A 14754-nucleotide genomic window follows, 5' to 3' on the forward strand; every position below is an offset into this window, starting at 1 on the left:
ACGGTGGTTCGATTGACACGGCTGATCATCGCGATGCCGAAGAGGGTGCTGCTCGGCGCCTTCGTCCTGATCGTGGTCTGCGGCGCGTACGGTGCGACCGCCGCCGAACATCTCCTGGCAGGTGGCTACAGCGCTCCGAACGCCGAATCCGCGCGAGCCGACAAGGTGCTCGACGAGACCTTCAACCGGGGCGGCATCCAGGTCGTCCTCAAGCTCGACGGCCCCGACGGCGTGGACATCTCGCGCGATCCGACCGCGAAAGCCGTGGCCGACAACATCATCCGTGACCTCGATACCAACGAGCACGTGCAGGACCAGATCCTGTCGGTCTGGACCCACCCGGCCCTCGACTCGGCGCTGGTCAGCCGCGACCGGACGTCGACTCTGATCATCGTCGCCCTCGAGGGTGGCGAGGACCTAGCACCGGCCCGGGCGGCCGAGATCGACGAGGAGTTCACCGGCGAGCGAGATGGGATCTCGATCCGGGTCGGCGGCCAGGCGCTCGTCTACTCGCAGGTCAACGAGCAGACCGCGTCCGACCTGCTGATGGCAGAGGCGATCGCCATCCCCATCACCTTCATCGTGCTGATCTTCGTCTTCGGCGGACTGATCGCGGCAGCATTGCCCGTCGGCATCGGCATCATCTCGATCATCCTGACGTTCGCGCTGCTGCGGGCGATCGGATCGGTCACCGACGTCTCGGTGTTCGCGCTGAACCTGACCACCGCACTCGGTCTCGCGCTGGCCATCGACTACACGTTGCTGCTGCTCACGCGCTACCGGGAAGAGGTCGATCGGGGACTCGAACGTCCCGACGCGATCGTCGCGACCCTCGCGACAGCCGGTCGGACCGTGGCGTTCTCGGCGGTGACCGTGGCGCTCTCGCTCAGTGCACTGGTGCTGTTCCCGCAGTACTTCCTGCGTTCCTTCGCCTTCGCCGGCCTGGGCGTCGTGGCGGTGGCGGCGTTCTCCGCGCTCATCATCACCCCGGCCGTGCTGATGGTCCTCGGGGATCGGATCGACGCCCTCGACGCACGCAAACCCATGCGTCGACTGTTGCGTCTGCCGCCACCGCAGCCCCGCGAGCCGGAGGACACCCGGTGGTACCGGCTCGTCCAGTGGGTACTCCGCCGTGCACTGCCGGTTGCCGCGGTGGTCACCATCTTCTTGCTGGTCCTCGGCGCACCGTTCCTGTCCCTCCGGATGGGCTTCCCCGACGACCGCGTGCTCCCGGGGTCCGCGAGTTCCCACGCCATCCAGCAGGAGATCCGCGACGGCTACGAGGACGATCTCTCCTCGGCGATCACCATCGTCGTGCAGGGACCGGCGGGACCGGAGTCGCTCGCCGCGTACACGAAGGCGCTGTCGCAGGTCGACGACGTCAACTCGGCCGGCTCGTCGGCGGGGACCTTCGTCCGCGGCGAGGCGCTCGCGCCCGGCAGTCCCGACGACAGTCGCGGCGACGTGCACGTCGTCAACGTGTCCACCGATCGCGACCCGACGAGCGATGCCGGTATGCAGCAGCTCGACGCCTTGCGCGCGGTGCCCGCACCCGAGGGAACGGACACCCTGTTCACCGGTCTGGCGGCGACCACCGACGACACCGTCAGTTCGATCTTCGCCCACACCCCCTGGGTGCTGGCCATCATCGCCGTGGCCACGTTCGTCCTGCTGTTCCTCTTCACCGGCAGCGTCGTCCTCCCGCTGAAGGCCCTCGTCCTCAACATCCTGTCGCTGTCGGCGACCTTCGGTGCGATGGTCTGGTTCTTCCAGGAGGGCCACCTCGACGGCCTGGGCACGACGGCGACCGGAACGCTCAACGCGACCGTGCCGGTGCTGCTGTTCTGCGTGGCGTTCGGCCTGTCCATGGACTACGAGATGTTCCTCCTCGGACGTGTGCGGGAGGAATGGCTGAAGTCCGACCGCACCCGCGAGGCGAACGACCATGCGGTGGCGTTGGGCCTCGCGCGCACCGGCCGGGTGATCACGGCGGCTGCCCTGTTGATGAGCATCGTGTTCGCTGCGATCGCGGCCTCCCAGGTGTCGTTCATGCGTATGTTCGGGGTTGGGCTGGCGCTGGCAGTGGTGATGGACGCGACCCTGGTCAGGATGTTCCTGGTGCCCGCGTTCATGCGCCTCGTCGGACGCGCCAACTGGTGGGCGCCGCCGCCGCTGCGGAAGCTCCACGACCGCTTCGGGTTGTCCGAGGAGGTCGCCGAAGGCCTCCCTGGGGACGGCCCACCCGGACCCCAGCGAACTCACGAGAAGGATCGAGCGCAGGAGAGCAGTGACGACACGCAGACGGGCGAGGTCGCCTCGCGGGGCAGGTGAGATCCTCGCCGAGGAGATCATCGAGGCCGCGGGTGAGCTCCTGGTCGAGCACGGAGACGACACCGCCATGTCGATCCGGGCGGTCGCCACTCGCGTCGGGGTGACCCCGCCGTCGATCTATCTGCACTTCGCCGACAAGGACGCGCTGCTCGACGCCGTGTGCGCCCGGTACTTCGAGCGGCTCGACGCCCAGCTCGCCACCGCCACCGAGGGCATCACCGACCCGCTGGACCGTGCGCTGCAACTCGGGCTGGCCTACATCCGTTTCGCGGTCGCGACCCCGGTGCTCTACCGGGTGGCCTTCGGCAAGCCCGCCGATGCGGCACATCCCTCCAAGGTCGATCAGGTGCTGACCGCCAGCGCCTACGCGCAATTCGCGGATACGGTGGCCGAACTCGCCGACGAGGGCATGTTCGGTCGTGACGAGGTGAACGACGTCGTCCTCGAACTCTGGGCCGCCGCGCACGGCGTCGCCTCGCTGATGCTCGCCAAGCCCGGCCTGGGGTGGGGGGACCAGTTCGAGCGGGCCGAGTCGATGCTGAAGGCCGTGTGCCTCGGACGTGCGGTGATGACCGTGAACGCGGCCGATCGGGACTCCGAATCCGCCCGCGCATGGCTGGCGACGCTCCGCTCCGGGCAGGACGGGGAGCGGGCGTGAACGACAGAATGGTCAAGGGCCGGTAAAGTCGCATTCGACACGGTCGTCTTGTGATCCCGTCAGGGAACTCACAGGAATGACCCGACGTTGAGACGGTATACATCCGTACCGATTAAGGAGCGCTTCGTGCGAGAGAGCAGCAATCCGGTGATGCGCGGCGTGGTCCGCGACAATCAATCCGGATACGCGGGATTCGGGGCCGGCATGGCCGGCGCCGGCGTCTCGATGAACAAATACGGTCAGGCCACTGATCCGTACACCCCGCAGGCACCGTCGGCCACCCGGCAGCTCACGATCGACGACGTGGTCACCAAGACCGCGATCACCCTGGGTGTCCTCACGGTTGTCGCGATCGCGACCTACTTCGGCATCTCCAGCCGGGCCACCGAGGCCGCTCAGACGAGCCTCGCGCTGCCGCTGATGATGGTCGGCGCGATCGGCGGCCTCGTCCTCGTCCTGGTCGCGACCTTCGGTCGCAAGCAGGACAACCCGGCCATCGTGCTCGCCTACGCGGCGTTCGAGGGTCTGTTCGTCGGTTCGATCTCGTTCGTCTTCGCGAACCTGGTCGTCGGCGGTGACATCTCGGCCGGAGCCCTGATCGGACAGGCCGTCCTCGGTACGTTCGGCGTGTTCTTCGGCATGCTGTTCGTCTACAAGATCGGCGCCATCCGCGTCACGCCGCGCTTCACCCGCATGCTGTTCGCCGGCATGATCGGCGTGCTCGTGCTGATGCTCGGCAACCTGGTCATCGGCCTGTTCACCGGTGAGGCCGGCATCCTGCGCGACGGCGGCCCGATCGCGATCATCTTCTCGCTGGTCTGCATCGCGCTGGCGGCGTTCAGCTTCCTGCTCGACTTCGACTCTGCCGACCGCCTGATCCGCGCGGGCGCACCCGACCGCGCCGCCTGGGGCGTCGCTCTCGGTCTGACCGTCACCCTGGTCTGGCTGTACGTCGAGATCCTGCGCCTGCTGAGCTACTTCAACTCGGACTAGTTCCCGACGCGGCCGACCGCCGCACCGGACCCGACGACGAACCCCGCACTCTCGGAGTGCGGGGTTCGTTGTCGTCTGTCCGGGGGAAATCGGCGTCAAGCGCACATCGGAAAATCGAGATTATGCCGACCATCGAGCATGGTGTGGTTCCTGTTTCAGCTGGCGCTGATGATCGTCGGCGCGATCGTGCACATATTGGTGGACCGGTCGGCGCGCAGGCGCACCACCGGCCGCGTGGCAGAGCTCGTGATGCTGTGGATTCTCGTACCCGGCGGGGTCTTCGGGATCCTGGCCGGCATCGGACATGTCGGTCCGAACGCGGCGGAGGTCGCCAAGGACATCGGACCCGACTTCCACCCCGGCATGTTCCAGTGGGAACTCGGGTGGAACGACATCGCAGTGGGGCTGCTGTGCGTGCTGACCTTCCGGGTGCGTAACCGCGGCGGATGGCTCGACGCCGCGGTCTGGGCGCTGGCGATCAGCTACGGCGGCGACCTCGCCGGCCACATCTCGCAGTACTACATCCACGACAACCACGCGACCAACAACGCGTGGGCGATCCCGGCCGAGATCTACATCGTCGGCGTCGTGGTGATCGCGTGGGTGATCTACCGACGAACAACCCCTCGCAGCGTTGCGATCCTGGGACCGAACGCGGCGAGGGGCGTCGACGAAGGGGTCGAGGCTCGGGTCAGCTGAGGCGCTCGAGCACCATGGCCATACCCTGACCGCCGCCGACACACATCGACTCGATGCCGAAGGTCTTGTCGTGGGTGCGGAGGTTGTTGAGCAGGGTCGTGGTGATCCGCGCGCCGGTCATGCCGAACGGGTGGCCGAGAGCGATGGCGCCGCCCGACACGTTCAGCTTGTCGTGGTCGATGCCGAGCTCGTTGGCCGAGCCGAGCACCTGGACGGCGAAGGCCTCGTTGATCTCCACGAGGTCGATGTCGGACAGCGACATCCCGGAGACCTTGAGCACCTTGCGGATCGCTTCGATCGGACCCAGGCCCATGATCTCCGGCGAGAGGCCGGTGGCGGCGGTCGCGACGACCCGGGCGAGCGGGGTCAGACCGAGTTCCTTGGCCTTGGTGTCGCTCATGATGACCAGTGCGGCGGCACCGTCGTTGAGCGGGCAGGCGTTGCCGGCGGTGATGGTGCCGTCGGGGCGGAAGACCGGCTTCAGCTGCGAGATCTTCTCGTAGGTCGTACCCGCGCGCGGGCCGTCGTCGGTGGTGACCTGCGTGCCGTCGGGCAGGGTGACCGGGTCGATCTCCCGCTCGAAGAAGCCGGACTTGATGGCTTCCTCCGCACGGTTCTGGCTGAGGACGCCCCAGCGGTCCTGGTCCTCACGCGAGATGCCGGTGAAGGAGGCGACGTTCTCGGCGGTCTGGCCCATCGCGATGTAGACGTCCGGGATGAGTCCGTCCTGGCGGGGGTCGTGCCAGATCCCGGCGTCGCCCGCGGCGGAGAGTTCGGTGCGCGCCATCGCGTCGTCGAACAGCGGGTTCTTGGAGTTCGGGGCGCCGTCGGCACCGCCGGAGATGCCGAAGCTCGACACGCTCTCGACGCCGCCGGAGATGATGACGTCGGCCTCGCCGGCCTTGATGGCGTGCAGCGCCATGCGGGTGGTCTGCAGCGACGACGAGCAGTAGCGGTTGACCGTCACGCCGGGGATGTGGTCGTGGCCGAGTTCTACGGCGATCACGCGGGCGATGTTGTAGCCGCCCTGTCCGCCGGGCTGACCGATGCCCCAGTGGATGTCCTCGATGTCGGCCGGGTCGAGTTCGGGCACCTTCGCGAGGGCCGCTTCGACCATCTGACGGGACAGTTCGTCGGGACGGACGTCTTTGAGGGATCCCTTGGCGGCGCGGCCGATCGGGGAGCGGGCGGTGGATACGATAACTGCTTCAGCCATGCGCTCACGCTACCCCAACCAAGCAGATGCTTGGTTGCATTGGGTGGGTGATCACACCTGCTTGAGTAGGCGGCGGAGTCCGGTGGCCACTCGCGTCTCCTCCACCGCGGGAGATTCTTCCGGGGGCTCGGGCAGCGGGGCCGAACCCCATTCGCCGATGGCGTCGAGGACCGGCGGCAACAGGATGTCGGCGGCGAGCGCATATCCCGCCGCCGACGGGTGGTACTGATCCGGTGACAGCATGAAATCGTGCTGGGCCCGGAATTCCTTGGCCATGAGGTCGGCGAGTGGAACCGGGTGTCCGCCTGCGGCGCGCACCGCCGATCGCTGCGCCGCTGCGAGTCGAAGACCCCACTGCCGCAACACGGTTCGCAACGGTTGCGGGATGGCGGTGATCACCCCGAAGTCGGGACAGGTGCCGACGACGACCTTCGCGCCGCCGCCGATGAGCAGGCGTACCGCGTCGCCGAGCCGACGGGCCGACGCGCGGATGCCGTTGCGGGAGGTCACATCGTTCGCGCCGATCAAGATGATCGCGACATCCGGTCGTTCGCGGGCGATGAACATCGCGTCGATCTGGGCGGCCAGGCCCTTCGACGTCGCACCGACGATGGCCTTGTTGGCGTAGCGGACCGTCTTGCCGGTCTCGGCCGCGACGCGACGCGCGACCTGCACGCCGGGCGTCTCGTCGGCCGTCTCGACGCCGAGCCCGGCCGCGGTGGAATCGCCGAAGACCGTCAGGAACAGATCGGTCGGGGTGTCGCGGGTGTAGCGCGTGACCCGGCCGTCCGGGTGGTAGACGCCGTCGCCGTCGGGCGCGTTGTCGGTGCGGTGGGGGATCACCGTGCGGGCGGTCGCGGCCTGGTCGTTGAGGAAGTTCCACACCGCCCATCCCGCCCCGGCCCCGGCCGCGGTGGCTGCCGCCGTGGCCCCGACGTCGCGGGCGACCCGACCCCAGAATCGACCGTCGGTACCGACCCTGCGACTCAAACCGGACACGGCCGCCAGTCTAGAGGGGTCGGCCGGGTGTCGAAGGGACCCGCGGGTTGACGACGGCCGGGTGACAGGGGCGACGACGGTTCTGGGACCATGGAGGCATGCGCATCGCCAATCACGTTGTGGACCTGGTGGGCAACACCCCTCTGGTCAAGCTGAACTCCGTCACCGCGCCCGGATCCGGGCTGGTCGCGGCCAAGGTGGAATACCTCAATCCCGGCGGGAGCAGCAAGGACCGCATCGCGGTTCGGATGATCGACGCCGCGGAGGCCTCCGGCGAACTCAAGCCCGGCGGCACCATCATCGAACCGACGTCCGGCAATACCGGCGTCGGTCTCGCGCTCGTCGCGCAGCAGCGCGGTTACAAGTGCGTGTTCGTCTGCCCCGACAAGGTCGGCGAGGACAAGCGCAACGTGCTGCGCGCCTACGGGGCCGAGGTCGTCGTGTGCCCGACCGCCGTGCCGCCGGAGCACCCGGACAGCTACTACAGCGTGTCCGACCGCCTGGTGCGCGAGATCGAGGGTGGGTGGAAGCCCAACCAGTACGCCAACCCTGCCGGCCCGCAGAGCCACTACGAGACCACCGGTCCGGAGATCTGGGCCGACACCGACGGCAAGGTCACCCACTTCGTCGCCGGCGTCGGAACCGGCGGCACCATCACCGGCACCGGGCGTTACCTCAAGGAGGTCTCCAACGGTGCGGTGAAGGTCGTCGGCGTCGACCCCGAGGGTTCGGTCTACTCCGGCGGAACCGGACGCCCGTACCTCGTCGAGGGTGTCGGCGAGGACTTCTGGCCGGCCGCCTACGACCCGGACATCCCGGACGAGATCATCGCCGTCTCCGACGCCGACTCGTTCGACATGACGCGCCGCCTCGCCCGCGAGGAAGGTCTTCTCGTCGGCGGTTCCTGCGGTATGGCCGTGGTGGCCGCCCTCCAGGTCGCCGAGCGTGAGGGACCCGACGCCGTCGTCGTCGTGCTCCTCCCGGACGGTGGACGCGGTTACATGGCCAAGATCTTCAACGACGAGTGGATGAGCAGCTACGGCTTCCTCCGCACGCCGTTGGACGCCAACACCAAGGAGTCGCTGGTCGGCGACGTGCTGCGCGGCAAGACCGGCGCCCTGCCCGACCTCGTCCACACCCACCCGCAGGAGACGCTGCGCGACGCCATCGAGATCCTCCGTGAATACGGGGTGTCCCAGATGCCGGTCGTCGGCGCCGAACCGCCGGTCATGGCCGGCGAGGTCGCGGGTGCGGTCACCGAGCGCGATCTGCTCAGCGCGGTCTTCGAGGGTCGCGCCAGCCTGGCCGATCCCGTCTCGGCCCACATGGGAGATCCGTTCCCGCTCATCGGTTCCGGTGAGCCGGTCAGTGCCGCCACCAAGGCCCTCGGCGACAGCGATGCCCTGATGGTCGTCCAGGACGGCAAGCCCATCGGCGTCATCACGCGCCACGACCTGCTCGCGTTCGTCTCGAGCCACCCCATCGTCGGATAGGAGCACCACACTGTGAGTGAACGACGCAGCGCCGCGGATTCGGTTCGCTGGCAGGGTTTCTCGACCCGCGCCATCCATGCCGGATACGACCCGGATCCCCAGACCGGTGCGGTGAACGTGCCGATCTACGCCAGCTCGACCTTCGCCCAGGACGGCGTCGGCGGACTGCGCGACGGCTTCGAGTACGCGCGCACCGGCAACCCGACGCGACGCGCGCTGGAGGCCAATCTCGCCGCACTCGAGCACGGAACCTACGGTCGCGCCTTCGCCTCCGGCATGGCGGCCACCGACTGTCTGCTGCGTTCGACGCTGCGTCCGGGCGACCACCTGGTGATCCCCAACGACGCCTACGGCGGCACCTTCCGTCTCATCGACAAGGTGTTCACCCAGTGGGGCATCACCTACTCGGTGGCGCCGGTGTCCGACGTCGCCGCGGTGCGTGACGCCATCCGTCCGGAGACCAAGCTCGTCTGGACCGAGACGCCCACCAACCCGCTGCTCAACGTCGGCGACATCGAGACGATCGCCTCCATCGCGCACGAGGCCGGTGCGAAGCTCGTGGTGGACAACACCTTTGCCTCGCCTTACCTGCAGCAGCCGCTGACGCTCGGCGCCGACGTCGTGCTGCACTCGACCACCAAGTACCTCGGCGGCCACTCCGACGTCGTCGGCGGTGCGCTGGTCACCGACAGCGAAGAACTCGACGAGGCCTTCGCCTTCCTGCAGAACGGCGCGGGCGCGGTTCCCGGACCGTTCGACGGCTACCTGACGATGCGCGGCACCAAGACGCTCGCCGTCCGCATGGACCGCCACTGCGACAACGCCGAGAAGGTCGTCGAGTTCCTGAACTCGCACGACAAGATCGAGGCCGTCCTGTACCCGGGACTCGAGAACCACCCGGGTCACGAGGTCGCGGCGAAGCAGATGAAGCGCTTCGGCGGCATGGTGTCGGTCCTGGTCAAGGGTGGCATCGAAGAGGCCAAGGCCTTCTGCGCCCGCACCGAGGTCTTCACGCTCGCCGAATCGCTGGGCGGCATCGAGTCGCTGATCGAACATCCCGGCGCGATGACCCACGCGTCGACGGCCGGTTCGCTGCTGGAGGTCCCCGCCAACCTGGTCCGACTGTCGGTGGGTATCGAGGACATCGACGACATCCTGGGTGACCTGGAGAACGCGCTGCGCTGAGCGCCATGCTGCTGACCCCGGCCGACATCGAGAAGGCGACCACCGAGCTGTCCGGTGTCGTCCGCCGGACGCCGATGGTGGCATCCCGCGTGCTGTCCGAGCGGAGCGGGGCCGACGTCTGGCTCAAGTGCGAGAACCTGCAGCGGACCGGCTCGTTCAAGCCCCGCGGTGCATATCTGCGGATCTCTCGACTGACCGCCGAGGAGCGCGTCCGCGGCGTCGTCGCGGCGAGCGCGGGCAACCACGCGCAAGGTGTCGCCTGGTCGGCGACCGAGCTGGGCCTCACCGCACGCGTGTACATGCCGACAGGTGCGTCGTTGCCCAAGATCGCGGCGACGAAAGCCTATGGCGCCGAAGTGGTTCTGGCCGGCGAGACGGTGGACGACGCGCTCGTCGAGGCCCAGCGGTACGCGGATCAGACCGGGGCCGTGCTGATCCATCCGTTCGACCACCTCGACATCGTCGCCGGCCAGGCGACGGTCGGGATCGAGATCCTCGAGCAGATGCCCGACGTCACGACGATCGTCGTACCACTCGGCGGCGGCGGTCTGCTCGCCGGAGTCGCCGCGGCAGTACAGGCGTCGAGGCCGGACGTCCGAGTGATCGGTGTGCAAGCGGCGCAGGCCGCGGCCTGGCCGACGTCTCTGGCGGCGACACGTCCGGTTCCCGCGGCGTCGATGAACACCATGGCCGACGGCATTGCCGTGGCCCGGCCGGGTGACGTTCCGTTCGCGCACGTCACCGAGTACGTCGACGAGGTCGTCACGGTCAGCGAGGAAGAGCTGAGCACGGCGCTCCTGCTGATGCTCGAGCGGGCGAAGATGGTCGTCGAACCCGCCGGTGCCGCAGGCGTTGCCGCGGCGGTCGGCGGCACCCTCGACCTGTCGGGGAAGGTCTGCGTCGTGTTGTCCGGCGGCAACATCGACCCCTTGCTTCTGCGCCACGTCACCACCCACGGCCTCACCGCCGCGGGCCGGTTCCTGACGTTCACCGCCACCGTCTCCGACCGCCCGGGCGGACTCCTCGCACTACTCGAACTGCTCCGCGATCTCGGCGCGAGCGTCATCGACATCGTGCACTCACGCGTCGCCGACGACCTGTACCTCGGCGAGGTACAGGTGACGGTCAGCGTGGAGACCCGCGGGCCCGACCACCAGCAGGACGTGCGCCGAGCACTGAGTGAGGCTGGATTTCTACGGGCGGGTTGACCGTCGGGTTGTGGATGGAGCGGTCACCTGTGCAGTCATCTGGTCGTCGGGCGTCGGTACGCACATACCTTGCCGTGCATGGGAAGACGTTCACACTCAACCGAGTCGGCCTGGGGACCTGAGCATGCGGAGCGGATCCGGCAGGATCTGCACGAGAGCTGGCGATGGCTTCGGCGTACCTGCGAGACGCTGCTCGAAGAACTCGAGTCGCTCAACGGACCGGTCTGCGGGGAGCACCATGCGCGTCGGGCACGGTTGGCGAAGGCGAAGCCGCGATTGGAGACGACACGGGATGCAGGGGAGTATGCCGTGCGGACACTGCCGAACCTGCCTCTGACGTGGATCGAGAGGTCAGCGGTACCGGTGTTGACGGGAGCCGGCGAGTCCTACGATGCCGGGGACCTCTGGGACATTCTCGAATGTGTGGAGCGGAACGAAGCGGGCTTGGTGCTCTTCGAGACATCGGCCGGACGTCATCGTCTCGACGACACCATTACCGGACGGGTGCTCGATGTGTCGATTGACGGGCTCTACTGGCACCACGTCGACGTGATCTTCCAAGAGTTGCCCGACAAGAAGCTCGACGGGATGGTCATCCACATTCTGACCAGGGACCGGGGTCTCCGCCGCGACCATGCCTCGACCCGGCGTCGTCCATCGGTGGTCGAGGCCGAGGTCGACGTCATGCTGTTGGCGCCGATAGGTATTGCGCCGAAGGTTGATTCGGTTCCGGTCCGCTTGGTGGCCGCACTGCACGACGAGGTCGGAATCGACGAGTCGGTACCCCTTCACCTGGAAGTGCTGGACGAGCAGACCCGGGCCGTCTTCGCCGCGTGAACCCGTGTGGGCCTAGGTCGCCGGTGGCAGATGCGCGAAGTGCTTGAGCGTGTCCGCTTCGATCGACTTGTACACCGTCGACGACGCCGGACCGGAGAACGCGGTGACTGCCTTCGACTTGGTGGGCAGTTCCAATGCGAAGGTCCACCGTAGGCGGCAGCCGACGTCGGCGGGATCGATCTGAGTTGCCTCGCCGAACCGTCGGATACCGGGGACGTTGGCGCTCTTGACCCGGAATGCGTTGTGGTACCTGCCCGCTTCGGGCTCCTCGGCCCAGTGGAAGAAGTCTTCCTCAAGCGTCACGTAGCCCGGGCCGAGCACCGCCTTCCGTGTCGCCCCGGCACCGTAGGGCGGGGGAGAGGTGAACTCGATCTTCTTGATCGCGCGGCACCAGTCCAGGGTGTTCTGGCGGGTGAACTCCGCCCACGCGCGCTGCGGGGTGACCGGCAGCCGAACGTCGATCACGTGGCGCACGGGCGCGTCGTCGAAGAAGTCGAGGTCGAAGGTCTCCAGCGAGTAGGAACGTCCCATGCGGCCCATTCAAGCATCGACCAGTCGGTCACACAGGCGCTTCCGCGACGGGACCGGCGAATACGAGTGAACCGATTGCGGCTGTGCTGCGTCCAAGACATATGACTCTTTTCCCGACCGACCGACACGGACTCATCCGACGCGAAACCACGCTCAGTCTCGGCATATCCGACGACGTCGTCGCACGTGCGCTCCGGCGAGGTGAACTCGTCCGGCTTGCGCCGGGCGTCTGTGTCGTGCCGGTACCCGAATCCGACACTGCCGAGGACGAGCTGTACCGCCTGAAGTCGATCGCCGTCGCCACCTCGGCGCGCGACGGAGACACGTCGACGCTCAGTCATGACTCGGCGGCAGCCGTACTCGGACTGTCACAGCTCCATCCGGAGCGCGACCTCGTCCATCTCACGAAGACACGAAAGCGCGGTGGTTTCGTGCGCGGCCACCGCATCGTCCACGCCGGCCCGTTGTCACCCGAAGACATCGCCGACGTCGACGGAGTTCCGGTCACCACTCTCGAACGCACCGCCGTCGATGTCGCGATGGCCGGTGACTTCGAACGAGCTCTCGTCGTGTTCGACCGCGCTCTCGCACTCAAAGCAGACGTGGAACGGATGAAAACCATCCTCGAATCACGCGGCCGATGGCGCGGTGTGGGTACAGCGCGTCGGGCGCTTTCACTTGCCGACGCCGCGTCGGAGAGCGTCGGTGAATCGTGGAGTCGGGCCCAGATGATCGCGGCCGGGTTGCCGATTCCCCGTCTGCAGCACACATTTCAGACGAGCGATGGACCTGCGCGTGCCGATTTCGATTGGGAGGGAAAGCTTGTCGGCGAGTTCGACGGGCTGCAGAAGTATGGACGTCTGTTGCGTCCGGGAGAGACCGCCCGCGACGCGCTCATCCGCGAGAAGCGACGCGAGGATGCCCTACGCGCGCAGGGGATCATGGTGGTCCGCTGGACGTGGGCGACGCTCGAACGCCGGGAGCTGGTCGGTGTGCTCGCTCCGTGGCTGGACATGCTCGCGGCCGCCTGACCGGCGAAACGAAGTCGACTTGATTGCCGGTCCGGACCGGAATCATCCGATCGGATGACACTGTGCGCCAACGTTTTTGTCATACCTCCGTGACACCTTGCTCTCAGACGCGGTTCCGCTTCCCAGAACCGTGAGCAGAGAGGAAAGAACGATGAGCAACCCCCAGACGAAGAGATGGCCGTGGGCGGCAGGCGTCCTGGCGGCATTCGTGATGATGATCGGGGGCGTGGCCGGCGTCGGCGCGAGCGTCTCCTCGCAGGCGTCACCGAGCGTGCAGGCTCCCATGATCAAGCTCGTGTCGGAGAAGTCGAACGCAGTCGCCATGGCGAGGGACTACCTCGCGTACAGCAGTTTCTCGAAGTCGGGGCTGATCGGCCAACTCGAGTTCGAGGGCTTCTCATACTCGGACTCGTCCGCCGCCGTCGATCAACTCGAGGCTGATGGCGAGGTGGATTGGTATGTACAGGCAGCAAAGTCGGCCCGGCAGTACCGCGAGTACTCGCCGTTCTCTCGACAGGGGTTGATCGAGCAGCTGGAGTTCGAGGGTTTCACCCACGAACAGGCCGTGTACGGGGCCGACCACAGCTAGCCAGAAGTATCTGGTCTTGCGCCTCCGCCGTTACCGAAATGTCTCGGGAATGACTGTGATCGTCGCGATTCAGCGCTCGATTCGTCTCGGTAAACGACACGTCGGAAGCGTCAGACCTGTTGTGCAGAATGACATTTGAGCGGCCCGCTTCCCGGGACCGCAGTGAAGAAGGAACATGATGACCGACCCCCAGAATCCTCAGCCCGGCCAGCCCTACCCGGGACAGCCCCAGCCCGGACAGCCGTACGGGCAGCAGCCCCCGCCCGGACAGCCTTACGGGCAGCAGCCCCAGTACGCCCCCGGGCCGTACGGCGCTCCGCCGGCGTACCAGGCGCCGATCCAGCCGCCGAAGAAGAAAAAGAAGTGGCCGTGGATCGTGGGTATCCTGGTCGTGCTCATCGTGATCATCGCGGCAGTGTCCGGCGGTGGGGACGATTCGTCCGACAACACTGCATCGTCGGGCGGCTCGAACTCCGGCGATCAGGCCGGATCGGGTACCGACAACGGCGACGAGAAGACCGACGAGCAGGCCGCCGGGCTCAACACGCCGGTGCGCGACGGCAAGTTCGAGTTCGTCGTGAAGAACGTCGAGGCAGGGCTGTCGTCGGTCGGCGACAACCAGTTCCTCACCGAGGAAGCACAGGGCCAGTTCGTGATCGTCACCATGACGGTGAGCAACACCAGCAAGGAGCCGAAGAGCTTCTCGCCCAGCGACCAGAAGCTCTTCGACACCGAAGGCCGCAGCTTCGAGCCCGACACCTCGGCGCAGATCTCGCTGGGCGCGGGCGACATCCCTGTCTGGGACAACATCAACCCGGGTAACACCGTCGAGGTCAAGGTTGTCTACGACATGCCCACCGACGCCAAGCCGGCCAGCATCGAGCTTCACGACTCGATGTTCTCCGACGGCGTGAAGGTGAATCTGGGCTGATCGGGCAACCCGACTGAGAAACCCACCACAAATGGACAATCCCACCACCCCGA

General features: G+C 67.2%; 14 protein-coding genes. 11 read left to right on the forward strand and 3 right to left on the reverse strand.

Annotated features, from left to right (window positions below; all coding sequences use genetic code 11):
* The first annotated feature begins 3 nt into the window (after positions 1-3).
* The 4 genes from GONAM_RS14425 (at position 4) to GONAM_RS14440 (ending at position 4681) form a co-directional block, all read left to right on the forward strand.
* Positions 4-2331, forward strand: coding sequence for an MMPL family transporter (locus tag GONAM_RS14425; protein ID WP_006867492.1), 2328 nt, complete (start codon positions 4-6; stop codon positions 2329-2331).
* Positions 2288-2989, forward strand: coding sequence for a TetR/AcrR family transcriptional regulator (locus GONAM_RS14430; protein WP_006867493.1), 702 nt, complete (start codon positions 2288-2290; stop codon positions 2987-2989). Before GONAM_RS14425 ends, GONAM_RS14430 begins: the two co-directional genes overlap by 44 nt.
* Before the next feature lie 126 nt (positions 2990-3115).
* Positions 3116-3982 carry a Bax inhibitor-1/YccA family protein gene (locus tag GONAM_RS14435; protein ID WP_006867494.1) on the forward strand — a complete coding sequence of 289 codons (867 nt, stop codon included), beginning with the start codon at positions 3116-3118 and terminating at the stop codon, positions 3980-3982.
* A 138-nt stretch (positions 3983-4120) separates the two neighbouring features.
* The gene (locus GONAM_RS14440; RefSeq protein WP_006867495.1) at positions 4121-4681 is read left to right on the forward strand and encodes a DUF6790 family protein; all 561 of its coding nucleotides are present in this window, start codon (positions 4121-4123) and stop codon (positions 4679-4681) included.
* Here GONAM_RS14440 and GONAM_RS14445 read toward each other — a convergent pair.
* The gene (locus GONAM_RS14445; protein WP_006867496.1) at positions 4674-5897 is read right to left on the reverse strand and encodes an acetyl-CoA C-acetyltransferase; all 1224 of its coding nucleotides are present in this window, start codon (positions 5895-5897) and stop codon (positions 4674-4676) included. The two genes, GONAM_RS14440 and GONAM_RS14445, sit on opposite strands and share 8 nt — an antisense overlap.
* A 51-nt stretch (positions 5898-5948) precedes the next feature.
* Positions 5949-6896: an SGNH/GDSL hydrolase family protein gene (locus GONAM_RS14450; protein ID WP_006867497.1), complete on the reverse strand. Its 948-nt coding sequence runs from the start codon at positions 6894-6896 to the stop codon at positions 5949-5951.
* 98 nt (positions 6897-6994) lie between these two features.
* Here GONAM_RS14450 and GONAM_RS14455 point away from each other — a divergent pair, with 98 nt between their 5' ends.
* The 4 genes from GONAM_RS14455 (at position 6995) to GONAM_RS14470 (ending at position 11619) form a co-directional block, all read left to right on the forward strand.
* Positions 6995-8389 (forward strand): cystathionine beta-synthase, encoded by a 1395-nt coding sequence (locus GONAM_RS14455; RefSeq protein ID WP_006867498.1) that lies wholly within the window; start codon positions 6995-6997, stop codon positions 8387-8389.
* A gap of 12 nt (positions 8390-8401) precedes the next feature.
* Positions 8402-9574: a cystathionine gamma-synthase gene (locus tag GONAM_RS14460; RefSeq protein ID WP_006867499.1), complete on the forward strand. Its 1173-nt coding sequence runs from the start codon at positions 8402-8404 to the stop codon at positions 9572-9574.
* 5 nt (positions 9575-9579) lie between these two features.
* On the forward strand, positions 9580-10782 hold the full coding sequence (gene ilvA / locus GONAM_RS14465; RefSeq protein ID WP_006867500.1) for a threonine ammonia-lyase: 1203 nt from the start codon (positions 9580-9582) through the stop codon (positions 10780-10782).
* A gap of 78 nt (positions 10783-10860) precedes the next feature.
* A complete protein-coding gene (locus GONAM_RS14470) occupies positions 10861-11619 on the forward strand; it encodes a hypothetical protein (protein ID WP_006867501.1) in 759 nt (252 codons plus the stop codon).
* Positions 11620-11631: 12 nt separating this feature from the next.
* On the opposite strand, the gene GONAM_RS14475 is transcribed toward GONAM_RS14470, so the two are convergent.
* Positions 11632-12150, reverse strand: coding sequence for an SRPBCC family protein (locus tag GONAM_RS14475; protein WP_040536540.1), 519 nt, complete (start codon positions 12148-12150; stop codon positions 11632-11634).
* Between the two features lie 101 nt (positions 12151-12251).
* On the opposite strand from GONAM_RS14475, the gene GONAM_RS14480 reads away from it, so the two are divergent.
* The 3 genes from GONAM_RS14480 to GONAM_RS14490 all read left to right on the forward strand — a co-directional run bounded on the left by GONAM_RS14480 (position 12252) and on the right by GONAM_RS14490 (position 14701).
* Positions 12252-13181: a type IV toxin-antitoxin system AbiEi family antitoxin domain-containing protein gene (locus tag GONAM_RS14480; protein WP_006867503.1), complete on the forward strand. Its 930-nt coding sequence runs from the start codon at positions 12252-12254 to the stop codon at positions 13179-13181.
* Positions 13182-13332: 151 nt separating this feature from the next.
* Positions 13333-13770: an Ltp family lipoprotein gene (locus GONAM_RS14485; protein WP_006867504.1), complete on the forward strand. Its 438-nt coding sequence runs from the start codon at positions 13333-13335 to the stop codon at positions 13768-13770.
* A gap of 178 nt (positions 13771-13948) precedes the next feature.
* Positions 13949-14701, forward strand: a complete 753-nt coding sequence (locus tag GONAM_RS14490; RefSeq protein ID WP_040536542.1) for a DUF4352 domain-containing protein — start codon at positions 13949-13951, stop codon at positions 14699-14701.
* Positions 14702-14754: the final 53 nt, after the last annotated feature.

It is taken from the genome of Gordonia namibiensis NBRC 108229, assembly GCF_000298235.1.
Lineage (GTDB): Bacteria > Actinomycetota > Actinomycetes > Mycobacteriales > Mycobacteriaceae > Gordonia > Gordonia namibiensis.

Excerpts from the sequence above, each read along its gene's own strand:
- GONAM_RS14440 (WP_006867495.1), top strand. The coding sequence starts at position 4,121 with ATGGTGTGGTTCCTGTTTCAGCTGGCGCTGATGATCGTCGGCGCGATC.
- GONAM_RS14445 (WP_006867496.1), bottom strand. The coding sequence starts at position 5,897 with ATGGCTGAAGCAGTTATCGTATCCACCGCCCGCTCCCCGATCGGCCGC.
- GONAM_RS14455 (WP_006867498.1), top strand. The coding sequence starts at position 6,995 with ATGCGCATCGCCAATCACGTTGTGGACCTGGTGGGCAACACCCCTCTG.
- ilvA (WP_006867500.1), top strand. The coding sequence starts at position 9,580 with ATGCTGCTGACCCCGGCCGACATCGAGAAGGCGACCACCGAGCTGTCC.
- GONAM_RS14470 (WP_006867501.1), top strand. The coding sequence starts at position 10,861 with ATGGGAAGACGTTCACACTCAACCGAGTCGGCCTGGGGACCTGAGCAT.
- GONAM_RS14475 (WP_040536540.1), bottom strand. The coding sequence starts at position 12,150 with ATGGGACGTTCCTACTCGCTGGAGACCTTCGACCTCGACTTCTTCGAC.
- GONAM_RS14480 (WP_006867503.1), top strand. The coding sequence starts at position 12,252 with ATGACTCTTTTCCCGACCGACCGACACGGACTCATCCGACGCGAAACC.
- GONAM_RS14485 (WP_006867504.1), top strand. The coding sequence starts at position 13,333 with ATGAGCAACCCCCAGACGAAGAGATGGCCGTGGGCGGCAGGCGTCCTG.
- GONAM_RS14490 (WP_040536542.1), top strand. The coding sequence starts at position 13,949 with ATGACCGACCCCCAGAATCCTCAGCCCGGCCAGCCCTACCCGGGACAG.